Raw genomic sequence first — 26,299 nt, 5'->3', positions numbered from 1 at the left:
GCTGAAGGCGGAAGCTCGGGCCGCCCGGTCGGCGGGTGCGCACGATCCCGCGAGCAATGACCAGCGTTTCGATCATCGTCGTCACGTACAACCGGGCGGACTACGTGGAGCAGCTGCTCGCGTCGCTCGGCCATCTCACCTATCCGCACTTCGAGGTGGTGGTGGTGAACGGTCCCTCGAGCGACCGCACGGCGGATGTGCTGCGGGAGTACGACGGCCGCATCAAGGTCGTGAGCTCGCCGGTGGGACGCATGACGGCGCAGCGCAACCTCGGGATCGATCAGGCGACTGGAGACATCGTCATCTTCATCGACGACGACGCGCGGCCGGCCGAGCCGGATTGGCTGGACCGGATCGTCGAGGTCTTCGATGCCGATCGGAGCGGGCGCGTCGGCGCGGTCGCGGGGCCCGCGATCCACTGCGATGGTACGCTGCTCCAGTTCGAATCGGGCATGACGTCCGACTACGCGTTCCAGGTGTTCTGGGGCTCCCGGCCGGACGCGCCGAAGCCGGACGGGACGCGGTGGGTCCGGCGCACGGTGGGCTGCAACAGCGCGTTCCGCCGCTCGGCGCTCGTCGAGGTCGGAGGGTTCGACGAGAACGTTCTCTACTACGCCGACGAGGCAGACGTCTGCTTTCGCCTGGCGAGAGCCGGCTACCGGACCGTCGCCATCCCCGACGGCGCCGTGCGGCACTATCCTGCATCGTCGCCTGGTGCGGGCAAATCGCTCCGCCGAAACTATCGGGTCATCGCCCGGGACGACACGTACTACTGCATGCACAATGGACGAGGTGGCCGCCTCCGCCGGTTCCTCACGACGTTGCGGGTCGCGCCGCGGAAGCACTTCGTCGCGGACGTGTTCAAGTTCTACCGCGAAGACCAGACGTCGGCGGCTGGCGTGCTTCGCTTCTTCCTGTGGGAGTGGCCGCTGGGAATCGTCATGGGGATGTGGGCGGCGCTCGTTCGTGGGCGGCGGTTGGCGCGGGCGGCGATCCCCCCGGCGTTTCTCCCGTTCGGCGCGCAGCGGCCGGAGCGCCGCCTTCGCGTCGCCCTCGTCACCGATCGCGTGCCCCCGTTCGATCACATCGGCGGTGTCGAGCGCTACACGTACGATCTCGCCAAGGGGCTGCATCGGCTCGGGCACGAGGTACACGTGATCTGCCGCGGCGACTTCGGAATTCGGCGCGACGGGCTTGGCTTCACACTGCACGCGGTGTCCGGGGAAGAGCTGGTCGACAACGTCATGTTCCCCGATCGACCCATGGTGAACCAGATCACCGCGTACGCGGCCGCGGTCCCCCACAAGCTCGTGGCGCTCGAGCGCGAAGGCATCACGATCGACGTCGTGCACACGACCAACTGGAACCTCTGCGGCCTCGGGGTATGCCTGGCGCGACTTCACCCGTTCGTGATCATGCTGGTCACGCCGCTCGCGGAGATCATCGAGACGCAGGGCTGGACGCTCGACGACGGGCTGCGAACCTACCTGGCCCTGGATCGGTGGCAGATCGAGCAGGCCGATACGATCTGCTGCCCCTCGTGGGGGGTGCTCGACGTCTATCGCGAGAAGGTGGGACTCGACCGCGAGCACCTGCCTCCCCTCCATCGCACGCCGCTCGGCGTCGCGCCGTTTCGCCGCCCGGATCTCCCGGTGAACACGGGATGCCGGCGCCTCCTCTTCGTCGGCCGCCTCGAATACCGCAAGGGTGCGCACGTGCTGCTCGACGCATTGCCCGACCTGCTGGTGCGTCATCCGGACTGGCAGTGCGACTTCGTCGGCGACGATTGCGGCGCCGACGGCACGGGGACGCGTCTCAAGGGCGAGTTCCTGCGGCGACATGCCGGAGCGCCCTGGCTGGATCGGGTCACGTTCCACGGCGCGGTATCCGACGAGCGGCTCGCCGGCTTCTACGCGGCGTGCGACGTGTTCGTGGCACCGTCGCTGTTCGAGTCGTTCGGGCTGATCTACCCGGAAGCGATGCAGTACGGGAAGCCGGTCATCGGTTGCCGGAGCGCGGGCATTCCCGAGCTCATCACCGACGGTGTCGACGGCGTCCTGGTCGAACCGGGGAGCGTGCAGGCGCTCACGGCCGCGCTCGATGCGCTCATGGGCGACGCCGAGCTGCGTCGCCGACTGGGTGAGGCCGCGCGCGCCAAAGTCGCTCGCGACCTCGATCACCTCGCCATGGCGCGCCGGATGATCCCCGTCTACGAGAGCGTCGTCCGGCGCATGGATGCGCGGGCCAGGGAGCGTCGGCGCCGGCACGTCGCCTCGGCGATCCCGTTCCGGGATGCGCGCGCCGTCGAACGGGTCGGAGCGTGGGAGGAGCGGGAGCCGCGTCCCGGTGAGACCTATCTGGTCGCCGAGCGCCCGGGCGCGGCGCTGCGTTTCGAGGTCCCCGGCGGCAGCGTGCTGTCGCTGGTGACGCTGCGCCACGATTGGAGCGGCGTGCTCGCCGTCGACGTGGACGGACAGCCGCCCGTCTACCTCGATCTGTTCGAGCGGCAGCCCGACTTCCGGAGGCGGACCGACCTGCCCATCGTGGGTGCGCCGGACGACCAGGTCGCCGTGCGCCTGCGCGTACAGCCGTGGCGGAACCTCGACAGTCGGGCGAGCCAGGTGTGGATCCGCCAGGTGTTCGTGAGCGACGCCGCCGATTCCCCGGAGAGCGAACGATGACGACGCACCCCGAAGATTCCGCGAACGTGGACGAGCTGTTGCGGACCATGGACGCCCGCCTGCGCGCGTGCGAGGCGGCGTCCCAGCGCAGCATCTCCCTGGCGATGCAGGCACGCGAGCAGTGGCATCGATTCCGCGCCGAGCCGCTCGGCGGGCGTCTCCTGGGCCTCAAGCGCTTCGTGTACTGGTTCAGTGCGTCGGCGTTCGACCGCCAGGCGCGCGTCCAGGAGGCCATCCTCGACGCCATGGACGAGATCGCGCGTGAGCTGGTCGATCTGCGCAACCGCATGGCCGTGCTCCGGGTCGAGCTGGAGCGGAGCGACGAGGTCACCGGGAGCCCGCGGAGGGGAAACGGCGCGACGTGAGGCGGCGCGCGCCGGGTGGCGCGCGATCGGGGCTGAATCTCGTCGATGCAAGTCTACGAGGCAGTGCTTGGCAGGGAGCGACGCTCTTCACGACCGTGGCTCCCGGTGGTAAGCACACGAGCAAGGTCGATCGATGCCGTCGAGACGCACAGGTCGATTGATCGCGCTGTCGATCGCGGCGTTGGTGTTCTCCACCTCGACTGCTGCTCGCGCGTGGCAGGCACGGCTCAGCGGCACGGGAAGCGGGGAAGGCTCCGCGCTCGCCGTCACGGCGGCGCCCGGCGGCGACGTGGTCGCCGGGGGCTTCATCGACCAGACCGCCACCGGGGCCGATTTCGCTGTGGTGCGGCTCGCCTCGGCGGACGGGTCCGAGCTGTGGCGGACGGTGCTTGCCGGGCCGGCGGTGCACATGCCGCCCAACGAAACCGACGAAGCCGTCGCGGTTGCCATCGATCCCGCCGGCGACGTCATCGCCGCCGGACGCACGTCGTCGCCCGGGGTCGACTCGCAATTGACCGTCGTGAAGCTGAACGGCGCCACCGGCGCGATCCGTTGGCGCCAGGACGCTCCGGCGACATTCCAGGAACCAGTGGGGCTCGCGGTCGACCCGAGCGGCGACGTCTTCGTTGCTACGACGACGGTCGATCCCATGAGCTTCGAATCGCGCATGACGCTCAGGCGGCACGCTGCGCAGACGGGGCTCCCGTCGTGGACGTATACGGGCGTACAAGGGGAGGGTGTCGCCGTCGCCCTGCACCCGAGCGGCGATCCCGTTCTCCTCGGGCGAACCCTGGGAACGTTCCTGCAGGGGAGCGCGGTCGCGCGCGTCGATCAGGCGACGGGAATGGAGGTCTGGGCCACCATGCTTCAGCCTCCGAGTGGCGAGGCCAAGCGATTGCTGGTGTCGGCTGCGGGCGACGTTTACGTCGGCGCGGGCAACACCGGCTCCGACTTCATGATCACCGGTACCATCTCGTTGCTCTCCGGCACCGCCGGGCAACCGAGCTGGACCCACGAGGTGCGCAGCGTCGACGACGCAACCGTGCTCGGGAACGGCGATGTCGCCGTGCTCGAGACGAGCACGATCCAGCAGGGGCAGGCCGCCTTGCTGTCGCCACACACCCTGTGGGTCGAGAGACTCGCGCATGACGACGGCACCCTCGTGGCCGACCACGAATTCCCGCGCGACCCGGGCAACGTGTATCCCTGTCCATGCGGCGCCCGCGGTCGCGGCGCAGCCCTCGTCCTCGATCCGTCGTCGGGCGATCTGTTCGTCGTGGGCAGCTACCGCGACTTCGGTTTCCTGGCCGCACGGCTCGCCGCGGCAGATCTTCACGAGCTGTGGCGCCGCGAAGGGGGCGAGACCCCGGACGTCCCGGGCTGGTACCAGCCGCGCGGTGCGACTCGCACCGCGAACGGGACGCTGGCCGTCGGCGGTGGGCACGCGGCCGTCCTGCCGGGTACGGGCCCGTCCTCCCTCCCCACGTTCACGGTGACGACGTTCGCGGCTGACGACGGCGCGCCACTTGCCTGCGGCGACGGCACCGTGGATGCGGGCGAAATGTGCGACGACGGGAACTTCGTCGGCGGCGACTGTTGCGCCGCCGACTGCAAGACGGCCGCCGCGGAGGGCTCCGCCTGCGACGATGGCTCCGTCTGCACCCTGGGTGATGCGTGCCACGGCGGTATCTGCGCGGGGTCGTCCGAGCTTCCGTGTGCGCCCTGCGGAGAATGTTCGCCGACCAATGGGTGCCTCGCGGAGCCGACGGCGTCGTGCGGTCGGTCGATGGTGAGCGGCGGCGGTCGGCTCGCGGTGGATCGCCCACGGTCCTCTCGCGGCTCGTTCCTGTGGACGCTCAGAAGTGGGCCCGCGACGACCGTCGCGAATCTCGGAGATCCACGGGCCGCCGCCGGGTACGCGGTCTGCGGGATCACGGAGTCCGGGAGGGTCGTACTGCGCGCGACGGCGCCCGCCGGAGGGTGCGGCGCGGTGCGGTGCTGGCGACGAACGCGCCACGGCTTCGAATACAGGGATGCGCGCGCGCCGGACGGGCTGTCCCGTCTTTCGCTTCGGGCAGGCGCCGGGGGCCAGTCGCGATTCGAGGCGACGGGTGGCGGGAAGCATGCGGTCGTTCCCGACCTCCCGGCCACGGAATCGGTCAGGATCGAGCTTCGACGCCTCGATGCACCCGATCGCTGCTGGGCGGCCGACCATGGCACCGTCCGCCGGAACACCCCGCGCCACTATCGGGCGATGGGCGAGTGAACCGCCCCGGCGCTACGCTCACAACACGTCGGCGAATCCCGGCTTCGTGATCATGAACCAGGCGTAGCCGAGGACGAACACGGCGGCGGAGGTCGCCATCGCGATCGACCACGCAGTCCAGTCGGGCGTCTGACTCCAGACGAGGACGCGGCGAAAGTCCTCCACGATGTTGGAGAGGGGGTTGAGGCCGAGGACGGTGCGCAGCGGCTCGGGTACCGCGTCGGCGCGGTAGAAGACCGGCGTCAGGAAGAAGAGGATCTGCGTCGCCATGCCGACGGCGTAGGTCGTGTCACGCAAGAAGACGCCGAGCGACGCGAGGAGCCAGCTGAGGCCGAGCGAGAACGCCAGCAGCGGGAGGGCCGCCACCGGAAGGAGCCAGAGGGTGTGCGACAACGTGCCGAACACGACGAGGCTCGCGACGAGGAGGATCGCGACGTTGACGACGCCGTGGAAGAGGGCGGCACCGAGGGCGCTCACGGGCAGGATCTGGATGGGGAAGACGACGTTCTTCACGTAGTTCGTGTTCGCGACGACCAGCGTCGGCGCGCGCGTCACGCACTCCGCGAAAAGGTTGAAGGCGATGAGGCCGGCGAACAGCGTCAGGGCGAACTCGCCGCGTTGCGGAACGGCGTCGACGCGCCACCGTGCCTGGAAGATGGTCGAGAACACGAGCGTGTACGTAGCGAGCATCACGAGCGGCGTGATGAGGGACCACAGTAGCCCCAGGTACGATCCGCGATATCGCGCCTCGATCTCGCGCCGCGCGAATTGGCCGAGCAGCTCGCGGTGAACGTACAGGTCGCGCATCGGTCGCAGCGGGTTAAGGAAGCGGTACCACATCGCCGCGCGGCGGATCAGGTAGCAGACGTCCGGCGGAGGTTCCAGCACCGGCCACGGCATGATGGTCCGGCGCCACCCGGACGTCGTCGACACGCCCTTGCGCCGCTCTCCGAATTCTAGTTTCTGGCCCTCATGGCGTACTCCATCTCCAAGGCCCCCGCCGGCGATCCCATCCGCATCGCCGGCGGCAAGCTCCAGGTTCCCGACAAGCCCATCCTCCCGTTCATCGAGGGCGACGGCACCGGCCCCGACATCTGGCGCGCGAGCCAGCTCGTCTTCGACGCCGCGGTCGCCAAGGCCTACGGCGGGAAGAAGAAGATCGCGTGGATGGAGGTCTACGCCGGCGAGAAGGCGTTCAACCAGTTCAAGGACTGGCTGCCGGAGGAGACGGTCACCGCGTTCAGGGAGTTCCTGGTCGGCATCAAGGGACCGCTCACGACGCCGATCGGCGGCGGCATCCGCTCGCTCAACGTGACGCTGCGCCAGATGCTGGACCTCTACGTCTGCCTGCGCCCGGTCCGCTACTTCAAGGGCGTCCCGTCGCCCGTGAAGCGCCCCGAACAGGTCGACATGGTGATCTTCCGCGAGAACACCGAGGACATCTACGCCGGGGTCGAGTGGCAGGCCGAGAGCGCCGAGGCGAGGAAGCTCATCGCCTTCCTGCAGAAGGAGATGGGCGTCAAGAAGATCCGCTTCCCGGAGACGAGCGGCATCGGAATCAAGCCCGTATCGCGCGAGGGCACCGAGCGGCTCGTGCGCGCCGCCATCGACTACGCGCTCGGGCAGAAGCGCAAGAGCGTGACCTTCGTCCACAAGGGCAACATCATGAAGTTCACGGAGGGCGCGTTCCGCGACTGGGGCTACGGGCTCGCGGTGCGCGAGTACCGCGACAAGGTCGTGACCGAGCGCGAGAGCTGGATCCTCGGGAACAAGGAGGGGAAGGCCGATCTCACCCCGCAGGCGAACGCCAAGGAGATCGACCCCGGCTACGACATGATGACGCCCGACCAGCAGGCGAAGGTGGTGAAGGAGGTCGAGGCGGCGCTGGCACTGTGGCCGACGCATGGCGACGGCAAGTGGAAGCAGAAGCTCATGGTCCGCGACGCCATCGCCGACATCACGCTGCAGCAGGTCCTGACCCGCCCGAAGGACTTCGACGTCATCGCGACGCCGAACTTGAACGGCGACTACCTCTCCGACGCGCTCGCGGCGCAGGTGGGCGGGATCGGCATCGCGCCCGGCGGCAACATCAACTACGTGACGGGCCACGCCATCTTCGAGGCGACGCACGGCACGGCCCCCAAGTACGCGAACCTCGACAAGGTGAACCCGGGCTCGGTGATCCTCTCGGGCGAGATGATGTTCCGGTTCCTGGGGTGGAACGAGGTCGCCGACCTCATCATCAAGGGCATGGACGGCGCCATCGGCGCCAAGACCGTCACCTACGACTTCCACCGCCTGATGGACGGGGCGACGTTGGTCTCGTGCTCGGGCTTCGCGAAGGAGATCGTGAAGCACATGTAGGCGCGCGCGGGGCGCGCCTACTTCTTGTTCTTCTTCGGCCCCTTCGGGTGCTTCGTCTTCTTCTTGTGCTTCGTCTTCGGCTTCTTCTTGGCCGCGGCCGCACCGGCGGGGGCGGGCGGGTTCGGCTCGAGCACCGGGCGCGCGATGATGGCCCCGCCCTCTGGCCGGATGACCGTCATCGAGGTGCTCGCCTTGGTGGGCACGAAGCACGGGAACTGCGGCGTGTGGAACATGACGACGATGACCCGCTTGCAGACCGTGACCGTCATCTCCCAGCGGCTCGTCGTCTGATCGCCGGAGATGACCCAGAAGAACTCGAGCGGCTTGCCGACGTCCTTGAACTTCTCGAGCGCGACCGCGATGCCCTTGCGGATGATCGACTCGGTGTCGATCGTTTGCCAGAAGCCGCCGCCTGGCGGATCGTTCAGCCAGTCGCGACGAAAGTGCTCGGCCGCCGGCGCGTCGGCATAGAACCCCATGTCCTGCATGATCTGGGGGATCTTGTTCGCCGGCTGCGACGGATCGCCGTTCAGGCGGGTGATGATCTCGTCGACGAGCGGGTTCGAGCTGGCGCCGGCCAGGCGCGAGGCCTTGGCGAGGCGGTGAAAGACCGGGGCTCGAAGGATCAGATCCGGCATCCCTGGCATGGAGGGTTCCTCCTCTCTTCGCCGGTTACCATGATACCTCGAAGAGGTGGTAGCGGCGCGCAAAGCCGCGCAGCGCGACCCGCCCCTTGTCGGTGAACCGGACGGCCTGACCCGACGCGAGCTGCCGGACGACCTCGGCGACCAGGATCTGCCCGGGACGGGCGCGCGCGCAGATGCGTGCCGCCGCCGTGACGGCGGTGCCGAAGAAGTCGTGGTCCTCGAGCATCGCCTCGCCGGCGTTGATGCCGACGCGCACGCCGAGGCGGCGCTCCGGCGAGCGCGCGTTGTGGGCCGCGATCTGGCGCTGCAGCAGGACGGCGCAGTCGAGCGCCAGCGACACCGACGCGAAGGTCGCCATGATCCCGTCGCCGGTGTGCTTGGTCTCGACGCCGCCGGTGCGAGCGAGCGCGTCGCGGACGATGCTGTCGTGCGTGCGCACCAGCTCGCGCGCAGCCGCGTCCCCCAGGCGGTCGAACAGCGCAGCCGACCCGGCGATGTCGGTGAACAGGATCACGGCGAGCGGGCGATCGCGGGCCGGCGGCGGCTCGGGCACGACCCCGAGGGAGCGGGCGTAGAGGACCGCTTCGGCGCGGGTGTCGACGCCGATCTTGCGGAACAGCGTACGGAGATGGCGTGCGAGCGTGTCGGCGCGCAGCACGAGATCGCGGGCGATCGTCGCGTCGTCGTGCCCGCGCGCGAGGTGGAAGAGGATCGTGTGCTCACGGCGGTTGAGGCCTTCGGTGCTCTCGAGCTGGGCAGGGGCCGCGGCGGCGGTCTCGAGAACGGCAGCGAGCGTGCGGGCCTGGTCTTCGAACGGCGTCATGCCGAGCTCGCGCAGGATCGGGAGGGCACGGCCCACGTGGTCCACCGCGCGCCGGCGGTCGGCGCGCCGTCCACGCGCGACGAGCAGCCGCGCCAGGCCGAGGTGGATGCGCGCCAGCTCGGGTCGCATGCCGTGCGTCGTCGCCTGCGCGAGCCCGGTCTCGAACCAGGCCTGGGCCTCGTCCCACCGGTGCAGCATCGTCGCGGCGGCGCCGAGGACGCGCGCGGTGAGACACACCCATCCGCTCGACACGACGACGCCGCGCTCGGCGGCGCGCACGAGGACGTCGTACACGGGCTCGGCCAGCTCGGGCGCGGCGAGGCGCTCGGCGGTCTCGACGAGGGCGCCGTACATGCCGACCGCGTAGACATCGGCGGCGTCGTCCCTCGTGATCGGGCGGGCGAGGGGCAGGAAGCGGTCGTGCAGCTCCGCACGGAGATCCTCGGGACGCTCGGTCCAGGCCCGCACCGCCTGGCGCAGCACGAAGACGGCGAACTGGATCGCCGGCCCCGGGTCGTCGAACACCTGCCCCGGGTCGCCCAGGATGGCGAGCGCGTCCTCGGCTTCGCCGAACGCACCGCGCGCGATGCGTGCGCACGCCAGCGCGGGAAGCGCGGTCGGTCCCGCCCACGGATAGCCGGACCGCTGCAGCAGGGCCATCGCGCGGTAGGCGTGTCGCTCGGCACCGTCGAAGTCGCCCCGCGCGACCGCGAGGCAGGTGAGCGCGCCCTCGGCGAGGGAGTTGTCCCCCCAGTCGTGGAGGCGGCGCGTGATCTCCGCGGCCTCGAACGCGGCCGCGTCGGCGTCGGCGAGCCGCCCGCTCCAGAGGAGCGCCAGCGGGCGGCGCTGCAGGAGGTTGCTCTCGATCCAGGAGTCGCCGCCACGTCGCGCGCAGACGAGGCCCTGTTCCAGGTGCTCGAGCGCGCCGCGCGGATCGAGCGCCTGGCTGGCCGCGAGGGCGGCGGAGCGATGCGACTCGGCGGCGAGCGGATCGTCGCCCAGACGGCGACCGATCTCGAGCCCGCGCTCGGCCATCTCGCGTGCCTGGCCGGCGCGCCGGGCCGTCCAGTAGACCTGCGAGAGCTCGGCCCACACGAACCCGCACAAGGAGGGGTCGTCGTCGGCGAGCCGCTCGGCGACGGCGGTGAGCGGACCGGGATCGATCAGGGTCCCGTAGCCGACCGACGCGAGCGTGAAGCAGGCACGCGTCTTTCCCATGAGGGAGCGCGCCAGCCCGCGCGGATCGTCGGCCTCGGTGAAGGCCGCGATCGCCTTCTCGTAGTGGTCGAGGCACGGGCCCGCGTCCTGATCGCGGGCGTGCGCGAGGCCGGCCAGCCGGTGCAGCTCGGCGCGTTCCCGTACGGGAATCGTCTCGCCGCCGGCGTCGAGCGCGGCCGCGTAGCAGCGCGCCGCGTCCGTCCACGAGGCGCGCGAGAAGGCGAGGTGCCCCGCGCGGCGCGCGTACGCGACGACGTGGATCGGATCGGCGGCCGGTCCGGCGGCGATCAGATGATGGGCGATTTCGAGGTCGCCGTCGGGCGTGGCCGGCAGGTAGTGAGCGCGGAGCGCGCTCGCCACGGTGAGATGCATCCGCTGGCGCTGGCTCGGCGATGGCGTGGCGTAGAAGGCACGCCGAATGAGCGGATGCGCGAACTGGAAAGCACGGCCGTCGGTCGTGAGCAGCCGGCCGGCGACCGCGCCGTCGAGCCGCTCGACCACGACCGCCTGGGGCGTCGCGCTCACCGCGGCCAGCACCTCGGGCACGATGCGATCGCCGATGCAGGCGGCGAGCGTCAGCAGGCGTCGCGTCTCGACGTCGAGCGCGTCGGTCCGCGAGGCGATGGCGGTCGTCACGTCGAGCGGCAGCGGCACGTCGGCGGCCGAGGCGCTCGTCGTGAGGGTGCCGCCCTGCTCGCGGATTGCGCCGTGACGCCGCAGGTGATCGATCACCTCCTGCACGAAGAGCGGGTTGCCATGCGTGGCCTCGTTCACCACCGCGATCATCTGATGCGACGGCCGGCGCAGGCCGAGCCCCTGCACGAGGCGCGTGAGGTCCATCTCGCCGAGGCCTTCGAGGTCGAGGGTTTCGCAGACGTCGTCGCGCTGGAAGCGCGCGATCGCGCGGCCGAGCCGGTGCGTCGGCTCGACCGGACGGCTCGACGCGACGACGAGCAGCGGCAGCCGGTCGCGCCCGGCGACGTCGGCGATGCCGAGCACGAGGTGGGTGAAGAGCTCGAGGGACGCCTGGTCCACCCAGTGCACGTCGTCGAGCATGAGAACCATCGGCTCCTCCCGCGCGAGCTCGATCACGGCGCGCGACGCGGCGAGGAAGAGCTTCGGATCGTGCGGCTGCCACGGCCGGTGCGAGTCGTGGACGGCGCCGGTCGCGACGTCGCCGTGGACGAGACGCCGCACGACGTCGGCGTCGCCGCCCAGGAGACGGGCGACCGACGCCGACATGCTCTGCACGCGCGGCGCCAGCGCCTCGGCGATGGGCAGGAACGGAATGGCCAGGTCCTCGTGGCCTCGCCCCACGCACACCGACGCGCCGCGCGCCGTGGCGTGCGTCTGCAGCTCCCGGAGCAGGCGCGTCTTCCCGATTCCGGGCTCGCCGACGACGAGGGCGACGCGCGGGCGGCCCGCGAGCGCGGACTCCAGGCAACCCCGCAGCCACTCGAGCTCGGCCGCGCGTCCGACGAACGGCGGCGCGCCGCGCGGCGGGTTCGCGAAGGAATGATGGTTCAGCTCGGCTGGAGGGGTCACGACGCTACCTCAGTGCGACATGCCGGGTGGGACGTGGGGGATGAGGAAGATGCAAGAGCGGTTTGCGATACCGTCGAGGATGCCGCGACGCCGATCGAGGTCGGCGAAGTTGCGGTTCGGGCCGCCGAGCGGATCGTCCACCCCCGCCGGTGCCGTTCCGGTGAGGAACTTCGAGAGCAGCGCCTCCTGCCCGAGGGGACCGCTCGGCGACACATGCGTGAAGTGCGTGTCGGTCTCGCGGGCATGACAACCCGAGCACGTATTGAACGAGAACTTGTGACGAAGTTCGGACGGGCTGATGGGCGAGCTGGTGGCGCCCTGCCAGAACGTGTCCTCGGCCATGAGCGCGTCGCCCCCTTTGAACGACGCCGTACCGGGATACTGAAGGGGCACGTCGTACGGCTGGTCGTTGAGGATCGGCGTGGAGTTGGCGGTGACCCACGACGAGACGTCCGCGGTGCCGTTGGCCTCGGGTCGCGGCGTGCGACGCACGGTGCTCTGGGCGAGCGCGCCTAAGTCGTTCAAGTGGAACTCGCGCAGCTCCCAGAGCTGGTTGCCGGGCATCGCGGCCAGGTCCAGGAGGTCGATCTCGTTCGTCCGCAGCTGGGCGAGCGCGCTCCCGTTCGGATTCCCCGGCGCCGCCCCGCTCTTCACGATCTGCTCGGTCAAGACCTCGAGCGCGTCGTTGTAGGCGGTCGTTCCGGGCGTGAGGCTCGAGAGGTCGGCCCACGCGCGCGCCCAATCGCGAAGCGCGATGCAACCGGAGCGTTCGACGCCGTATTCGAAGATCACCGTGAACTGGAGCGGCTTGCACGACGGTGGAGCGCCGAGGGCTCCGAACACGAAGCGCAGCTCGCCGGCGCTTCCCGAGCCGTACGAGAGGTTCTCGGTGAGGTCGATGCGGTTCACGATCGCGAGCAGGCGGAACGGCGCCTCGGCCAGGTCGAGCGGACCGCCCGGAGTCGTTCGCGGCCACGGGTCGATGATCGCGCGCTTCATGAGCCCGCGGCTCGCGATCGAGAGGCCGTTCACGGTCTGCGCGGTCTCCCACTGCGCGAGCCAGTTCCGCACCATCGCCGCGGCGTCGGTCGTGCCGGCCATCTGCTGCATGAGATAGCCGAACGTCCACTTCCCGAGCTTGGTTCCCACACCCCCGGTGCAGGGGTTGTACGTGCGGGTCGTGTCGCCGACGACGCTCGTGTCACGGACGAACAGCGACTTCTTCTCGTCGATCAGCATGGGGGCCACCCAACCGACGTCGAGCGCGACCTTCTCGCCCGAGACGAGCGGCCCGATCGGAAGCTTCGGCAGGACCTTCACGCCGATCTGCTGGCGGCCGGCGAAGACCGGGATGGTGAGCTCGCCGCCGTGCTCGCTCGCCATGCGGTCGAGCAGCTCCTGTCGCTTGCGCAGGGCGTCGACGTCGAGGGTGGTGGTTCCCGTGAAGAGGACGGAGGCGTCGGATTTGGGCCCCTTCTCGGCGTGCAGCTCCACCGGGCCGTGATCGCCCTCGACCGTGAGCGTGTCCTTCAAGCGCGGGTCGCGTGCGAGACGAACGAAGACGCGCGCGGTCGAGGATGCCGGGTCGATGAGCTGCACCGCCACCTCGTCGACATGCGGAGGTCGGACCTGGAAGCTCTCCGATCGCGCTACGATGGGGACCCTCTCCGCATCGGCTCCCTGGCAGGCGGTCAGGGCGGCGACGGCGAGCGTCGCGCAGGCGCGAACGGTACCGATTCGCACGCGCATCGAGGTCCCGAGCGACCCTAGTGCCAGCGCTGCTCGTCGGGCAAGAGGGCACCCCGGCGTGGGCTGCACGGCTTCCTGCGACGGCGACATACCCTCGGAAGAGCACGTTCCGTACCGTTCGGAGCGGCCAAGGTTCGGGACCGCGCGTCGGCTCGATTGGGCAGGGCGTCCAACTGCGTGTCCACGCGAGTGGACACGGCGAGCGGCCCGTCTGCGCCAACCCCCGGCTTGCGCCGGCCCCCGATTTTTAGTTTGAGACCGCTCCTATGGCTCGCAAGAAGATCGCTCTGGTGGGCGCCGGCATGATCGGTGGGACACTCGCGCACCTCTGCGCGACGAAGGGCCTCGGCGATGTGGTCCTCTTCGACGTCGTCGAGGGGTTGCCGCAGGGCAAGGCCCTCGACCTGGCGGCCGCCGGGCCGGTCGAAGGGTTCGACTGCGTCGTGAAGGGCACCAACGACTATGCCGACATCGCGGGGGCCGAGGTCTGCATCGTGACGGCCGGCGTGGCGCGCAAGCCCGGCATGAGTCGCGACGACCTCCTCGGCATCAACGCGAAGATCATCAACACCGTCGCCGAGAACATCACGCGCTACGCGCCGAACGCCTTCGTGATCGTCGTCTCGAATCCGCTCGACGCGATGGTGACCCTGATGAAGGAGAAGACCGGCTTCCCGAAGAACCGTGTCGTCGGGATGGCGGGCGTGCTCGACTCTTCGCGCTACCGCTGCTTCCTCGCCTGGGAGCTGGGCGTGTCGGTCGCGAGCGTGCAGGCCATGGTCCTGGGCGGGCACGGCGACGACATGGTGCCGATCCGCAGCCACACGACGGTGAACGGCATTCCGGTCGCGTCGCTCGTCAAGGCCGATCGCCTGGACGCCATCGAGAAGCGCGTGCGCGGGGCGGGCGCCGAGGTGATCGCGCTCTTGAAGACGGGCTCGGCGTACTATTCGCCGGCGCACTCGGCGATCGAGATGGCCGACGCCTACCTCCACGATCGCAAGAAGATCCTTCCGTGCGCCGCCTACCTCGAGGGCGAATACGGCCTGCGGGGGCTCTACGTCGGCGTGCCGGTGCAGATCGGCGCGGGCGGGGTCGAGAAGGTGATCGAGATCGGCCTCACCGCCGACGAGAAGAAGGCGCTCGCCGTGTCCGCCGACCACGTGAAGGAGCTCGTCGAAGCGACCGCGAAGGTGCTCGCGCAGGCGAATAAGCCCGCGTGATGGCTCTTGCGAGCGCATTTCATTTCGCGCCGGGCGGCAGGCTCGCTACCCTGAAATAGAAGAGCCATGAGTTCCTCGCCCGCACTGCTGGCGTCGACGATCGGCCGCAAGATCGTCATGGCGGTGACCGGCGTCATCCTGTTCGGGTTCGTCGTCCTCCACATGGTGGGGAACCTCCAGCTCTACCTCGGACCCACCGTGATGAACGAGTACGCCGTCTTCCTGCGCGAGCTCCTGCACGGGGCGGGGCTCTGGATCGCGCGCGGCATCCTGCTCGCGGCCGTCGTCCTGCACGTCTGGGCGGCCGTGTCGCTCACGCGCCTCGACCTCGGCGCGCGCCCGGTCGGCTACCGCGAGTGGCGGGCGGCCGAGTCGACGTACGCGTCGCGCACGATGCGCTGGAGCGGGGCGTTCCTCGCCGTGTTCGTCGTCTACCACCTCCTCGACTTCACGTTCGGCACCGTGAATCCCGGCTTCGACGAGGGCAACGTCTACCGCAACGTCGTCGCGAGCTTCCGCATCGTGCCGGTGGCGGGGTTCTACGTCGTCGCGATGTGTCTGCTCGGCATGCATCTGAAGCATGGCACGCTGAGCCTGCTGCGGACCCTCGGGGTTTCGCATCCCCGGCACGAGGCGATCGCCCGCCGGGCGCTCACCGTCATCGCCGCGGTCGTGGTGGTCGCGAACATCTCCTTCCCGCTCGCCGTGCTCCTGGGTGTCGTCCGATGAACCTCGACGCGCACATCCCCTCGGGTCCGCTCGAGCGCAAGTGGGACACGCGTCGCTTCGAGATGAAGCTCGTCGCGCCCAACAACAAGCGGAAGTACCACGTCATCGTCGTCGGGAGCGGGCTCGCTGGCGCGAGCGCCGCCGCCTCGATGGCCGAGCTCGGCTACAACGTCAGCTGCTTCTGCTACCAGGACAGCCCCCGCCGGGCGCACTCGATCGCCGCGCAGGGCGGCATCAACGCCGCCAAGAACTACCGCAACGACGGCGACAGCGTGCGGCGCCTGTTCTACGACACGATCAAGGGCGGTGACTTCCGCTCGCGCGAGGCGAACGTCTACCGGCTCGCCGAGGTGTCGGTGAACATCATCGACCAGTGCGTCGCACAGGGCGTGCCCTTCGCGCGCGAGTACGGTGGCCTGCTCGACAACCGCTCGTTCGGCGGCGCCCAGGTCTCGCGCACGTTCTACGCGCGCGGGCAGACCGGCCAGCAGCTCCTGCTGGGCGCCTACCAGGCGCTGGAGCGGCAGATCGGGTGCGGGCGGGTGCAGATGTACGCGCGGCACGAGATGCTCGAGCTGGTGGTCGTCGACGGCCGCGCACGCGGCATCGTCGTCCGCGACATGGTGACGGGCGAGATCGCATCGCACGTCGGCGACGCGGTCGTGCTCGCGACCGGCGGCTACGGCAACGTCTTCTTCCTCGCGACCTATGCGAAGGGCTGCAACGCCACCGCCATCTGGCGCGCCCACAAGAAGGGCGCGGGCTTCGCGAACCCGTGCTACACGCAGATCCACCCGACCTGCATCCCCGTGTCGGGCGAGTACCAGTCGAAGCTGACGCTCATGAGCGAGTCGCTGCGCAACGACGGGCGGATCTGGGTGCCCCTCAAAGCGGGCGACACACGCGCGCCGGCCCAGATCCCCGACCCGGAGCGCGACTACTACCTCGAGCGCATGTATCCGAGCTACGGCAACCTGGCGCCGCGCGACATCGCGTCGCGCGCCGCCAAGCGCGTCTGCGACGAGGGGCGCGGCGTCGGTCCGGGCGGGCTCGGCGTCTATCTCGACTTCGCCGACGCCATCGGCCGACTGGGCCGCGAAGCCATCGCCGAGAAGTACGGCAACCTCTTCGAGATGTACGAGCGCATCACCGGCGAGGATCCCTACGCCGTGCCGATGCGCATCTACCCGGCGACGCACTACACGATGGGCGGGCTCTGGGTCGACTACGACCTCATGAGCACGATCCCGGGTCTCTTCGTGGCCGGCGAGGCGAACTTCTCGGACCACGGCGCGAACCGCCTGGGAGCGAGCGCGCTCATGCAGGGGCTTGCCGACGGCTACTTCGTGCTGCCGTACACGATCGGCAACTTCCTCGCCGGCGTGAAGCCGGGCGGCATGGACGCGACGCACGCGGAGTGCCGGGCGGCCGAGGCGGCCGTGCGCGAACGCATCGAGCGCCTGCTCGCGGTGCGCGGCAACCGCACGGTGATGTCGTTCCACCGCGAGCTCGGGCGCATCATGTGGGAGCACTGCGGCATGGCGCGCACCAAGGCGAGTCTCACTGCCGCGATCGAGAAGATTCCCGCCCTGCGGCAGGAGTTCTGGAAGAACGTGACCGTCCCCGGCGCGGGGGCCGACCTCAACCAGTCGCTCGAGATGGCGGGGCGGGTCGCCGACTTCTTCGAACTCGGGGAGCTCATGTGCCGCGACGCGCTGGCACGCGAGGAGTCGTGCGGCGGACACTTCCGCGAGGAGTACCAGACGCCGGACGGCGAAGCGCTCCGCAACGACGAGCGCTTCTGTCACGTCGCGGTGTGGGAGTGGTGCGGCGCGGACCGGCCGCAGACGCGGCACGAGGAGCCGCTCGCATTCGAGAACGTCCACCTCGCCACCCGGAGCTACAAGTGATGAACCTGACGCTCCACGTCTGGCGCCAGAAGGACCGCGACTCGGCGGGGCGCTTCGTCACCTACCAGGCGACGGGCGTCGACCCGCACATGTCGTTCCTCGAGATGCTGGACGTGGTGAACGAGGACCTGGTGAAGAAGGGCGAGGAGCCGATCGCCTTCGACCACGACTGTCGCGAAGGCATCTGCGGTACGTGCGGCGTGGTCATCAACGGGCACCCGCACGGCGGCCAGCCGCGTACGACGACCTGCCAGCTCCACATGCGGAAGTTCAAGGACGGCGACACGATCGTCATCGAGCCGTGGCGCGCGAAGGCCTTTCCGATCGTGAAGGACCTCGTCGTCGATCGCGGCGCGTTCGATCGCATCATCGGGGCGGGTGGCTTCGTGACCGCGCCGACCGGCAGCGCGCCCGACGCCAACGCGATCCCCATCCCGAAGGAGAACGCGGACCTGGCCTTCGACGCCGCCACCTGCATCGGGTGCGGGGCGTGCGTCGCCGCGTGTCCGAACGCGTCGGCGTCCCTCTTCACGGCCGCGAAGGTCGCGCACCTGGGGCTCCTGCCCCAGGGGCAGCCCGAGCGCTGGGATCGCGTGCTCGCGATGACGGGGCAGATGGACGGCGAGGGCTTCGGCGGGTGTACGAACCACGGCGAGTGCGAGGCCGCGTGTCCGAAGGGCATCAGCGTGCGCTTCATCGGACAGATGAACGCCGACTTCCTGCGGGCGCGTCTTCGGCGCGGGCGGCGGCCGGCACAGGCGGCCACCGGCGGAGCCGGGTGAGGGAGCGGAATGAACATCCACGAGCATCAGGCGAAGGACCTCCTGCGACGCTACGGCGTGGCGACCCTGCAGGGGCAGGCGTGCTTCACGGTCGACGAGGCCGTGGCGGCGGCCGAGAAGCTCGGGTTTCCGTGCGCCGTGAAGGCGCAGATCCACGCCGGCGGGCGCGGCAAGGCGGGCGGCGTGAAGATCGTGAAGGACGTCGCCGGCGCGCGAGCGGCCGCAACCGAGATCCTCGGCAAGACGCTCGTCACGCATCAGACCGGGCCCCAGGGCCGCGTCGTGCGCCGGCTCTTCGTCGAGCAGGGCTGTCGGATCGCGCGCGAGCTCTACCTCGGCATCGTCGTCGATCGCGCGGTCGGGCGCGTGACCGTCATGGCGTCGACCGAGGGCGGCGTCGAGATCGAGGAGGTCGCGGCGCGAACGCCCGAGAAGATCCTGCGCGAGATCGTCGATCCCGTGGTGGGGCTCGCGGGGTACCAGGCCCGCCGCCTGTGCTTCGGGCTCGGCCTCTCGAAGGAGCAGCTCGGCAAGGGGGTCCCGTTCCTCACCGCGCTCGCCCGCGCCTTCGTCGACCTCGACGCGTCGCTGGTCGAGATCAACCCGCTGGTCGTGACGGCCGCCGGCGACCTGGTCGCGCTCGACGCCAAGATCAGCTTCGACGACAACGCGCTCTTCCGTCACCCCGACGTGAAGGAGCTGCGGGACGTCAACGAGGAGGATCCGCGCGAGACCGAGGCGGCGAAGTTCGACCTCTCGTACATCGCGCTCGACGGCAACATCGGCTGCATGGTGAACGGCGCCGGCCTCGCGATGGCGACCATGGATTCGGTCAAGGCGGCGGGCGGGAGCCCGGCCAACTTCCTCGACGTGGGCGGCGGCGCCAACACCGAGAAGGTGAAGGCCGCCTTCAAGATCATCCTCTCCGACGCGGCCGTGAAGGCGATCTTCATCAACATCTTCGGCGGCATCCTGCGCTGCGACGTGCTGGCCGAGGGCGTTGTCGCCGCGGCGCGCGAGGTCGGCCTCAAGGTGCCGCTCGTCGTGCGGATGGAGGGGACGAACGTCGACAAGGGCAAGCAGATTCTCGCGGAGTCGCGTCTCGACATCATCTCGGCGTCCGACATGCAGGACGGCGCCAAGAAGGCCGTCGCGGCGGCGGGACGCGCGGCGTAGGGGAGGCGACGATGGCGGTGCTCGTCGACAAGAACACGCGCGTCCTCACGCAGGGCATTACGGGTGCGACGGGGCAGCTCCACACGCGCCTGTGCAAGGAATACGGCTCGCAGATGGTCGCGGGCGTGACGCCCGGCCGCGGCGGGACCGACTTCGAGGGCATTCCGATCTTCGACACCGTCGCGCAGGCCGTGAAGGTGACGGGCGCGAACGCGGCCGTCATCTACGTGCCGCCGCCGGGCGCAGCCGATGCGATCCTCGAAGCGGCAGACGCCGACGTCCGCCTGGTCGTGTGCATCACCGAGGGCATCCCGGTGATCGACATGGTGCGCGTGAAGCGCGCGCTCGAGGGCCGTCCGGTGCGCGTCATCGGGCCCAACTGCCCCGGCGTCATCACGCCGGGCGCGAAGTGCAAGATCGGCATCATGCCCGGCTACATCCACACGCCGGGTCGCGTCGGCGTCGTGTCGCGCAGCGGGACGCTCACCTACGAGGCCGTCTACCAGCTGACGCAGCTCGGCATCGGCCAGTCGACCTGCATCGGGATCGGCGGCGATCCCATCATCGGCACCGGCTTCGTGGATGCGCTGCGCCTCTTCAACGACGACCCCGACACCGACGCCGTCATCATGATCGGCGAGATCGGCGGCTCCGCCGAGGAAGAGGCGGCCGCCTTCATCAAGGCCAACGTGAAGAAGCCGGTCGTGAGCTTCATCGCCGGGCAGACCGCGCCGAAGGGCAAGCGGATGGGCCATGCGGGCGCCATCATCGCGGGCGGCAAGGGCACGGCGGCCGAGAAGATCGCGGCGCTCGAGGCCGCCGGCGTCCACATCGCGCCGAGCCCCGCCGAGCTCGGCGTCACCATGCAAGCGGCGATGCGAAAGGCAGGGCTGTTGAAATGAGCCAGCGGACGTTCTTCATCGTCAAGCCGGACGCGATCGCGAAGCGCGTCCTCGGCAAGGTGCTCGCGATGATCGAGGCCTCGGGTCTCGTGATCGTCGCCGGGCGCATCACGCAGCTCACGGACGAGCAGGCCGGGCGGTTCTACGCCGTCCACAAGGAGCGGCCCTTCTTCGGCGACCTCAAGCGCTTCATGACGTCGGGCCCCGTCTTCGTCGGCGTCCTCGAGGGCGACGACGCCATCAAGCGCTGGCGTGACCTCATGGGGCCGACCGATTCGAAGAAGGCGCCCAAGGGCACCGTGCGCGGCGAGTTCGGGACCGACGTCGAGAAGAACGCGTCGCACGGCTCGGATGCACCCGAGACGGCCCGCGCCGAGATCGCCTTCTTCTTCCCGGGGCTCGAGCTGCCGGGCGCAACCGCGGCGCCATAGCATCCGCTCGCGCGTTCTCCGGTTCGGTGCGCCACCGATTTTCGCTTGACCGTTTCGTTCACGGCACGGTAACTGCCACCTGGCTCGAATGCTCCGAAGGTCGGTCCTCGCCGGTGTCCTGCTGCTCGGTCTCGCGTCCGGTGCGTGGTCGCAAGCGATCCTCACCAAGGCCAACGGCGGCGACGACATCCTCATCTTCCCGACGCCCGGCACCGGCCTGCCTGCCCCGACAGCGACACCGGTGACGGGGCTGCCGTCGGCGCCCCTGCGGCCGCACGGCGTCACCTGCATCGACGACGACACCTGCCTCGTGGGCGACTTCCTCTCGCCGCGCGTATTCGTCGTGCGCGCCTCCACCGCCTCGGTCATCGACACGATCGACACCACCGCCACGTACACCGGCAGGGCCACGCTCGCGGTGAACAACGCCCGCACCTTCGTCCTCGCCGTCTCGTCGGGGTTCTCGGGCACCTCCACGCTCGCCGTCATCCCGTTGCCGCTGACGTCGCCGCCGACGATCGGCACCGTGCCGCTGCCCGATCTCCTCGCCGCCTTCGCGACGGAGGGCGTGGCCTTCGACGCCTCGGATCGGGCCTACGTCTGTCACGGCACCGGCGTGTCGGTGCTCGATCCGCCGTACACGACGATCGCGTTCACGATTCCGCTGCCCTCACCGCAATGCGTGTCGGTGGCCGTCACGCCCGACGGGACGAAGCTGCTCGTGCCGGAGCTGACGGTCGGTACGACCCAGGGCCGCGTGCGGATCTTCACGGCGCCGCTCTCGGCCATGTCCACCTTTGATCCCCTGGACATTGCGGGTGCGTCCAACGGCGCGATGCCCGCCCTCTTGAACCTCTCCGGCATCGTCATGCTGCCGGACGCAAGCCGGGCGCTCGTGACGACGACCGCCGCGCCGAACCTCTGGTCGATCACCGCGCCGTTCAGCGGCGCCTCGGTGGTGGAGCCGATCGCTCTGCCGGCGAGCTTCAACGCCGCCCGCGGCTTCGAGGACGTCGGGATCAGCCCCGATGGACAGCTCGCCATCCTCGGCGGCGGCGGCGACAACGACGCGCACACCGCCTTCGTGCGGGCGCCGTTCACGACCGCCGGGGCGACCGTTTTCGACGTCGCCGTCGCGGGTGGACGCGGCAACGGAGCCGCCCGCTTCCTGAGCCCGGTCCAGCTCCCTCCGGTCACCACGACCACGCTCCCGGGAGGCGCCGAGGACTGCGGCAACTGTCTCGACGACGACGGCAACGGCCTCACCGATGCCGAGGACCCGTCGTGCTGCACCGGATCGCAGCGTCAGACGCTGACGCTGCGATCCGGCCGGCTGAAGCCGGGCCCGAGCGACACCACCGCCCTCAAGCTGAAGTCGATGATCCCCGGATTGTCCGGCGTCGATCTCCGCACGCAGGCGCTGGAGGTCCAGCTCCGCGGCGCGCACGGCGAGCTGTTCTGTGCGACGCTACCGGCGGGCCGCCTGGTCGGAAAGAAGCGCGCCTTCCGCTTCAAGGACCGGGCGGGCACGGTGGCGCGGGGCCTCGCCAAGATCGCGGTGAAGCTCGCCAGGGGCGGCGCCGCCAAGGTCTCGATCGCAGGCAAGCGGACCCAGCTCACGACCCCGGCTGCCGGCAGCATCGACGTGACGCTCGGGCTCCGCAGCGAAGCGGAGAGCCGGTGCGCCGCGGTCACCGCCCCCTTCCGTGCCGTCGGCAAGAAGGGCGTGCTGCGCGCGCCCTAGGGTGGTGGCGGCAGCTCGTCTCGCGTCCAGTCGGACGTCGGACGATACGGCATGATGACCCAGAGCACGGCGTAGATGACTGGCCCGGCGATGCCGAGGCTGAACACGGTGCCGAGCACGAACGCGAGACGGACGACGGTGACGGAGACGCCGAACTCCTGCGCGAGCCCCGCGCACACGCCGGCGATGCGGCGCTGCTCGCGCGAGCGATACCAGGTGCGCGTGAGGGCGTGGCCGTCGACGATGCTGCCGCAGTAGCGGCACTTGACCGCCTCGGCGCGGATCTCCTCCGCGCAATGTGGACAGCGCTTCATGGCGTCAAGCATGCGCCTCCTGCAGGGCCGCCCGGAGCTGGCGCTCGGCCAGCACCGGGACCGCCGCGTAGGTGAGGGCGAGGATCAGGACGAGGACGATCGCGTACTGCGTCACGAGGTAGGTGGTGAGGGCCGCGGGGAGCAGCGTTCCGAGGACGTCGTGCAGCCAGCGGAGCACCGTCACGTCGAAGGCGAGGACGAACGGCAGCGGCACCAGCGCCGCCGCGAACGGGCGGAGCCAGGTGCGCCACCGCACCCGGCGAGCGTGTACCGCGAGCAGCGGCGCCGCGGCCGCCAAGACGCGCGGCGTGAGATCGCCGGGCGGCGGCACGTCGAGCGCGCCCAGCAGCGTGCGGATCTCGTCGCGCTCGCTCACGCGGTCCTCGCGAGGGATTTGAGATTCATGACGGCGTGGTGGAGGCGGCTCTTCACCGTCCCGCGTGGGACGCCGAGGATCTCCGCGACCTCGTCCTCCGGGAGATCGTGATAGTAGCGCAGCAGGACGGCCTCGCGCTGCGGCGCGGGCAGCGCCGAGAGGAGGCGCGCCGCGTCGAGCGCCGCGCCCTGGCGTTCGGCCGTGTCGGGCGCGGCGCCGTCGAGGGTCGAGGGATCGACCGGGTCGGGCGGCGGACGGCGATGCCAGTCGCGACAGAGGTTGACGGCGATCTGGAAGAGCCAGGTCGAGAAACGTCTCCGGCGGTCGAAGCGATCGGCGGCGCGGAGGACGCGCAGCCACGTCTCCTGATAGAGGTCGTCGACGTCGCGGCCGCCGAGGTGGCGCCACAGGAACCGGTGCAGCGGGCGCTCATACCGCCGGCACAGGCTCTCCAGGGCCTGCGGATCGCCGCTCGCGACGGCCGCCATCAAGTCCTCGTCGGACGGCATCTCGGGCTGTGCGCCCCGCTATCATGCGGCCGGGCCCCCCGAAAAAGGCGTCGACGATCCGTGGCGCCAGCGACGCAGCATCGCCGCCGCGTCGTCGAGCAGCCCTTCGACCTGAGACGGCTCGCCCGCCGTGCGGGGGATCATCAGCCAGCCGATGGCGTACAGCATCGGGCCGAGGAAATGGATGAAGGTGAGCACGCCGAAGCCGAGGCGCACCGCGCCGACCGGAACGGCGGTGGCGTGGGCGACGGCCGCCGCCACGCCGGCGACCCGGCGCTCCGGATGGTCGCGGCGCCACGCGCCGGCGTCGAGCATCGCGAGCCGGCTCCGGCAGTGCGGGCAGCGAATCGCCGCGGCGGCGATGTCCTCGGCGCAGAACGGGCAGGGGCGTCGCGGTTGGGTCTCGTCCATGAATCCTCCTCGCCCCGTAGTACGCGGCCCGGGTCGCGGAGGTTCACCCGGCAGGATAGTATCCCGATTCCGCATGGCGCTCGCGGACATACAAGACCTGGACCTCGCCGTCGCGCAGGCCTGGTGCGAGCAGGCGGGCGAGCCCCGCTACCGCGCCGCACAGGTGCTCGCGTGGGTGCACCGCCGCGGCGTCGACGACTTCGCCGCCATGTCGAACCTCGGGAAGACGCTGCGGGCGAAGCTCGCCGAGGTGTTCGAGGTGCGGCGCCTCGTGCCGGCCCACGTCGAGAACGCCGCCGACGGAACGCGGAAGCTCCTCTTCCATCTTCCGGGGACGACCGAGAACGGGCAGCGGCCCGCCGCGATCGAGAGCGTGCTGATCCCGCAGACAGGACGCCCGAGCGGCGCGCGCGATCGTCTGACCCTGTGCATCTCGAGCCAGGCCGGCTGCGGCATGGGCTGCGGCTTCTGCGCGACGGCGCAGATGGGGCTCGTGCGGAACCTGCGCGCGGGCGAGATCGTGGGGCAGGTGCAGGCGGCGCAGGCGGTCGCGGCACCCGAGGCCATCACGAACGTCGTGCTCATGGGCATGGGCGAGCCGCTCGCGAACTACGACGCGGTCCGCACGGCCACGGGCATCCTCACGGCGGAGTGGGGCTACGCGATCTCGCCGCGCCGGATCACCGTGTCGACCGTCGGGCTCGCGCCGCTCGTGCCGCGCTTCATCGCCGAGACGCGCGTGAACCTCGCCGTCTCGCTGCACGGCACGACCGACGCGCAGCGCGAGCGCCTCGTTCCCGTGAACCGGCGCTACCCGCTGGCCGCGCTCCTGGCGGCGTGTCGCGAGGTGCCGATCCCGCGTCGCAAGCGGATCACCTTCGAGTACGTCATGCTCGCCGGCGAGAACGACGCCGAGGCCGACGCCCGCCGGCTGGTGGAGCTGCTCCACGGCATGCGCGCCAAGGTGAACCTGATCCCCTTCAATCCCTTTCCCGGGACGCGATTCATGCCGAGCCCGCGCGCCCGCATCGCCCGCTTCCAGCAGATCCTGCTGGGTCGCGGCGTCCACGCCACGGTCCGCGAGAGCCGGGGTCGGGACATCCAGGCGGCCTGCGGACAGCTCGCGACGGCGCGGCCGGCGGCGTAGCGACCGTGGGCGGCATCGGCGTCGTCGTCAATCCGCACGCGAAGGGCAACCGCACGGTCGCCCCCGATCGCGAACGGCGCATGTCGGAGATCCTCGGCAGCGACGGCGTCGTGCGCGTGACGCCGAACCTGGCGGCGATCGGCGACGTCGCGCGCGAGTTCGCCGAGCGGGGGGTCGACATCCTGGCCGTGTGCGGCGGCGACGGCAGCGACCACTGCACGCTCACCGAATTCCACAAGGTGTACGGGGACCGTCCGCTACCGGTCCTTCTCCCGCTCCGCGCGGGGACGATCAACTACATCGCGGACGCGACGGCGGGACGCCGCGGCACGCCCGAGCAGGTGCTGGCGCGCGTCGTGCGCGACGAGCGGCGCGGGCACACGCACGTCACGACCGAGCGCGACGTGCTGCGCGTGAACGGCACCGAGCTGGGCTTCCTGCTCTCGTTCGGGACCGCCGTCAACTTCCTGCGTACGTACTACGCGCTCGACCGGCAGGGGCCGTGGCAGGCGACGAAGCTCCTCTCGAAGATGATCCTGTCGGCCATGTTCGGCACGCACATCTCGCGCGCGGTGTTCCAGGCGGTCGAGGCCGACATCGACTGCGACGGTGACGCGCTGCCGTTTCGCCTCTTCACGTTCTTCTTCGCGGGCACGGTCGACCAGATCGCGCTCGGCTTCAAGCCGACGTACCTGGCACTGCGCAAGCGCGGCTTCTTCCACGTGATCGGGGGGCCGATCCCGGCACGCCGCCTCATCCGCCGCGTCGTGCGCGTCTACCGTGGCTTCCCGACCGGCGAGCCCGAGCTGTACGACAGCTTCGGCCAGCGACTGTCCATCGATTTCGCCCGCTCGACGCACATCATGCTCGACGGCGACATCCTCGAGCCGGTCGTGCGCTGCGAGGTCGACGTGCCGTTCCGGGTGACGCTCATCCGTGGCTGACATGCGGCCGACGAGGTTGCGTTCGCGTGTCGATTCCGTACCA

General features: G+C 70.3%; 22 protein-coding genes. 14 read left to right on the top strand and 8 right to left on the bottom strand.

Features of this window, described 5'->3' with window-relative positions:
* Positions 1-56: 56 nt before the first annotated feature.
* The 3 genes from VMS22_06700 to VMS22_06690 all read left to right on the top strand — a co-directional run bounded on the left by VMS22_06700 (position 57) and on the right by VMS22_06690 (position 5,312).
* Positions 57-2,681, top strand: coding sequence for a glycosyltransferase (locus tag VMS22_06700; GenBank protein ID HXJ33716.1), 2,625 nt, complete (start codon positions 57-59; stop codon positions 2,679-2,681).
* On the top strand, positions 2,678-3,046 hold the full coding sequence (locus VMS22_06695; GenBank protein HXJ33715.1) for a hypothetical protein: 369 nt from the start codon (positions 2,678-2,680) through the stop codon (positions 3,044-3,046). The genes VMS22_06700 and VMS22_06695 overlap by 4 nt, the downstream gene beginning before the upstream one ends.
* A 133-nt stretch (positions 3,047-3,179) precedes the next feature.
* Positions 3,180-5,312, top strand: a complete 2,133-nt coding sequence (locus VMS22_06690) for a PQQ-binding-like beta-propeller repeat protein (GenBank protein ID HXJ33714.1) — start codon at positions 3,180-3,182, stop codon at positions 5,310-5,312.
* Positions 5,313-5,330: 18 nt separating this feature from the next.
* On the opposite strand, the gene VMS22_06685 is transcribed toward VMS22_06690, so the two are convergent.
* Positions 5,331-6,212, bottom strand: coding sequence for an ABC transporter permease (locus VMS22_06685; protein ID HXJ33713.1), 882 nt, complete (start codon positions 6,210-6,212; stop codon positions 5,331-5,333).
* Positions 6,213-6,284: 72 nt separating this feature from the next.
* Here VMS22_06685 and icd point away from each other — a divergent pair, with 72 nt between their 5' ends.
* Positions 6,285-7,676 carry an NADP-dependent isocitrate dehydrogenase gene (icd, locus tag VMS22_06680; GenBank protein HXJ33712.1) on the top strand — a complete coding sequence of 464 codons (1,392 nt, stop codon included), beginning with the start codon at positions 6,285-6,287 and terminating at the stop codon, positions 7,674-7,676.
* A gap of 17 nt (positions 7,677-7,693) precedes the next feature.
* Here the strand turns inward: icd and VMS22_06675 are convergent, their stop codons facing one another.
* The 3 genes from VMS22_06675 to VMS22_06665 are packed head-to-tail and all read right to left on the bottom strand — an operon-like array spanning position 7,694 to position 13,508.
* Entirely contained in the window at positions 7,694-8,323 is a 630-nt protein-coding gene (locus tag VMS22_06675; GenBank protein ID HXJ33711.1) for a hypothetical protein, read from the bottom strand.
* A 25-nt stretch (positions 8,324-8,348) separates the two neighbouring features.
* On the bottom strand, positions 8,349-11,909 hold the full coding sequence (locus VMS22_06670) for an AAA family ATPase (GenBank protein ID HXJ33710.1): 3,561 nt from the start codon (positions 11,907-11,909) through the stop codon (positions 8,349-8,351).
* 9 nt (positions 11,910-11,918) lie between these two features.
* The gene (locus VMS22_06665) at positions 11,919-13,508 is read right to left on the bottom strand and encodes a hypothetical protein (protein ID HXJ33709.1); all 1,590 of its coding nucleotides are present in this window, start codon (positions 13,506-13,508) and stop codon (positions 11,919-11,921) included.
* A gap of 416 nt (positions 13,509-13,924) precedes the next feature.
* Between VMS22_06665 and mdh the strand changes: the two genes are divergently transcribed.
* From mdh to VMS22_06625, 8 genes are all read left to right on the top strand, one after another.
* A complete protein-coding gene (gene mdh, locus VMS22_06660) occupies positions 13,925-14,881 on the top strand; it encodes a malate dehydrogenase (protein ID HXJ33708.1) in 957 nt (318 codons plus the stop codon).
* A 66-nt stretch (positions 14,882-14,947) separates the two neighbouring features.
* Complete coding sequence (locus VMS22_06655; GenBank protein ID HXJ33707.1) at positions 14,948-15,610, top strand: succinate dehydrogenase cytochrome b subunit; 663 nt, start codon at positions 14,948-14,950, stop codon at positions 15,608-15,610.
* Positions 15,607-17,520 (top strand): fumarate reductase/succinate dehydrogenase flavoprotein subunit, encoded by a 1,914-nt coding sequence (locus VMS22_06650; protein ID HXJ33706.1) that lies wholly within the window; start codon positions 15,607-15,609, stop codon positions 17,518-17,520. The genes VMS22_06655 and VMS22_06650 overlap by 4 nt, the downstream gene beginning before the upstream one ends.
* Positions 17,520-18,302 carry a succinate dehydrogenase/fumarate reductase iron-sulfur subunit gene (locus VMS22_06645; GenBank protein HXJ33705.1) on the top strand — a complete coding sequence of 261 codons (783 nt, stop codon included), beginning with the start codon at positions 17,520-17,522 and terminating at the stop codon, positions 18,300-18,302. The genes VMS22_06650 and VMS22_06645 overlap by 1 nt, the downstream gene beginning before the upstream one ends.
* 9 nt (positions 18,303-18,311) lie before the next feature.
* Positions 18,312-19,478 (top strand): ADP-forming succinate--CoA ligase subunit beta, encoded by a 1,167-nt coding sequence (gene sucC, locus VMS22_06640; GenBank protein ID HXJ33704.1) that lies wholly within the window; start codon positions 18,312-18,314, stop codon positions 19,476-19,478.
* Positions 19,479-19,489: 11 nt separating this feature from the next.
* A complete protein-coding gene (sucD, locus tag VMS22_06635; protein HXJ33703.1) occupies positions 19,490-20,380 on the top strand; it encodes a succinate--CoA ligase subunit alpha in 891 nt (296 codons plus the stop codon).
* The gene (gene ndk, locus VMS22_06630) at positions 20,377-20,811 is read left to right on the top strand and encodes a nucleoside-diphosphate kinase (protein HXJ33702.1); all 435 of its coding nucleotides are present in this window, start codon (positions 20,377-20,379) and stop codon (positions 20,809-20,811) included. The genes sucD and ndk overlap by 4 nt, the downstream gene beginning before the upstream one ends.
* Before the next feature lie 88 nt (positions 20,812-20,899).
* Entirely contained in the window at positions 20,900-22,555 is a 1,656-nt protein-coding gene (locus VMS22_06625) for a hypothetical protein (GenBank protein HXJ33701.1), read from the top strand.
* On the opposite strand, the gene VMS22_06620 is transcribed toward VMS22_06625, so the two are convergent.
* Genes VMS22_06620 through VMS22_06605 form a run of 4 tightly spaced genes read right to left on the bottom strand, consistent with a single transcriptional unit; the run spans position 22,552 to position 24,165 of the window.
* On the bottom strand, positions 22,552-22,869 hold the full coding sequence (locus tag VMS22_06620) for a PspC domain-containing protein (protein HXJ33700.1): 318 nt from the start codon (positions 22,867-22,869) through the stop codon (positions 22,552-22,554). The genes VMS22_06625 and VMS22_06620 overlap by 4 nt on opposite strands.
* A 4-nt stretch (positions 22,870-22,873) precedes the next feature.
* Positions 22,874-23,245 carry a hypothetical protein gene (locus tag VMS22_06615; protein ID HXJ33699.1) on the bottom strand — a complete coding sequence of 124 codons (372 nt, stop codon included), beginning with the start codon at positions 23,243-23,245 and terminating at the stop codon, positions 22,874-22,876.
* Positions 23,242-23,733, bottom strand: a complete 492-nt coding sequence (locus VMS22_06610) for a sigma-70 family RNA polymerase sigma factor (GenBank protein HXJ33698.1) — start codon at positions 23,731-23,733, stop codon at positions 23,242-23,244. The genes VMS22_06615 and VMS22_06610 overlap by 4 nt, the downstream gene beginning before the upstream one ends.
* A 42-nt stretch (positions 23,734-23,775) precedes the next feature.
* Positions 23,776-24,165 carry a PspC domain-containing protein gene (locus VMS22_06605; GenBank protein HXJ33697.1) on the bottom strand — a complete coding sequence of 130 codons (390 nt, stop codon included), beginning with the start codon at positions 24,163-24,165 and terminating at the stop codon, positions 23,776-23,778.
* A gap of 73 nt (positions 24,166-24,238) precedes the next feature.
* On the opposite strand from VMS22_06605, the gene rlmN reads away from it, so the two are divergent.
* Complete coding sequence (gene rlmN, locus VMS22_06600) at positions 24,239-25,312, top strand: 23S rRNA (adenine(2503)-C(2))-methyltransferase RlmN (protein HXJ33696.1); 1,074 nt, start codon at positions 24,239-24,241, stop codon at positions 25,310-25,312.
* A gap of 5 nt (positions 25,313-25,317) precedes the next feature.
* Complete coding sequence (locus VMS22_06595; GenBank protein HXJ33695.1) at positions 25,318-26,256, top strand: diacylglycerol kinase family protein; 939 nt, start codon at positions 25,318-25,320, stop codon at positions 26,254-26,256.
* Positions 26,257-26,299 lie beyond the last annotated feature (43 nt).

It is taken from the genome of Candidatus Eisenbacteria bacterium (assembly GCA_035577985.1).
Taxonomy (GTDB): domain Bacteria; phylum Desulfobacterota; class Binatia; order DP-6; family DP-6; genus DATJZY01.
Note: the sequence above shows the minus strand (reverse complement) of the source record. Positions and strands in the feature narration are given on the sequence as shown.

Coding starts and splice junctions, on each gene's coding strand:
- sucC (HXJ33704.1), top strand. CDS start 18,312: ATGAACATCCACGAGCATCAGGCGAAGGACCTCCTGCGACGCTACGGC.
- VMS22_06690 (HXJ33714.1), top strand. CDS start 3,180: ATGCCGTCGAGACGCACAGGTCGATTGATCGCGCTGTCGATCGCGGCG.
- VMS22_06650 (HXJ33706.1), top strand. CDS start 15,607: ATGAACCTCGACGCGCACATCCCCTCGGGTCCGCTCGAGCGCAAGTGG.
- VMS22_06620 (HXJ33700.1), bottom strand. CDS start 22,869: ATGAAGCGCTGTCCACATTGCGCGGAGGAGATCCGCGCCGAGGCGGTC.
- VMS22_06695 (HXJ33715.1), top strand. CDS start 2,678: ATGACGACGCACCCCGAAGATTCCGCGAACGTGGACGAGCTGTTGCGG.
- VMS22_06645 (HXJ33705.1), top strand. CDS start 17,520: ATGAACCTGACGCTCCACGTCTGGCGCCAGAAGGACCGCGACTCGGCG.
- icd (HXJ33712.1), top strand. CDS start 6,285: ATGGCGTACTCCATCTCCAAGGCCCCCGCCGGCGATCCCATCCGCATC.
- VMS22_06700 (HXJ33716.1), top strand. CDS start 57: ATGACCAGCGTTTCGATCATCGTCGTCACGTACAACCGGGCGGACTAC.
- VMS22_06655 (HXJ33707.1), top strand. CDS start 14,948: ATGAGTTCCTCGCCCGCACTGCTGGCGTCGACGATCGGCCGCAAGATC.
- VMS22_06605 (HXJ33697.1), bottom strand. CDS start 24,165: ATGGACGAGACCCAACCGCGACGCCCCTGCCCGTTCTGCGCCGAGGAC.
- mdh (HXJ33708.1), top strand. CDS start 13,925: ATGGCTCGCAAGAAGATCGCTCTGGTGGGCGCCGGCATGATCGGTGGG.
- VMS22_06685 (HXJ33713.1), bottom strand. CDS start 6,212: ATGCCGTGGCCGGTGCTGGAACCTCCGCCGGACGTCTGCTACCTGATC.
- VMS22_06610 (HXJ33698.1), bottom strand. CDS start 23,733: ATGGCGGCCGTCGCGAGCGGCGATCCGCAGGCCCTGGAGAGCCTGTGC.
- VMS22_06625 (HXJ33701.1), top strand. CDS start 20,900: ATGCTCCGAAGGTCGGTCCTCGCCGGTGTCCTGCTGCTCGGTCTCGCG.
- sucD (HXJ33703.1), top strand. CDS start 19,490: ATGGCGGTGCTCGTCGACAAGAACACGCGCGTCCTCACGCAGGGCATT.
- VMS22_06675 (HXJ33711.1), bottom strand. CDS start 8,323: ATGCCAGGGATGCCGGATCTGATCCTTCGAGCCCCGGTCTTTCACCGC.
- rlmN (HXJ33696.1), top strand. CDS start 24,239: ATGGCGCTCGCGGACATACAAGACCTGGACCTCGCCGTCGCGCAGGCC.
- ndk (HXJ33702.1), top strand. CDS start 20,377: ATGAGCCAGCGGACGTTCTTCATCGTCAAGCCGGACGCGATCGCGAAG.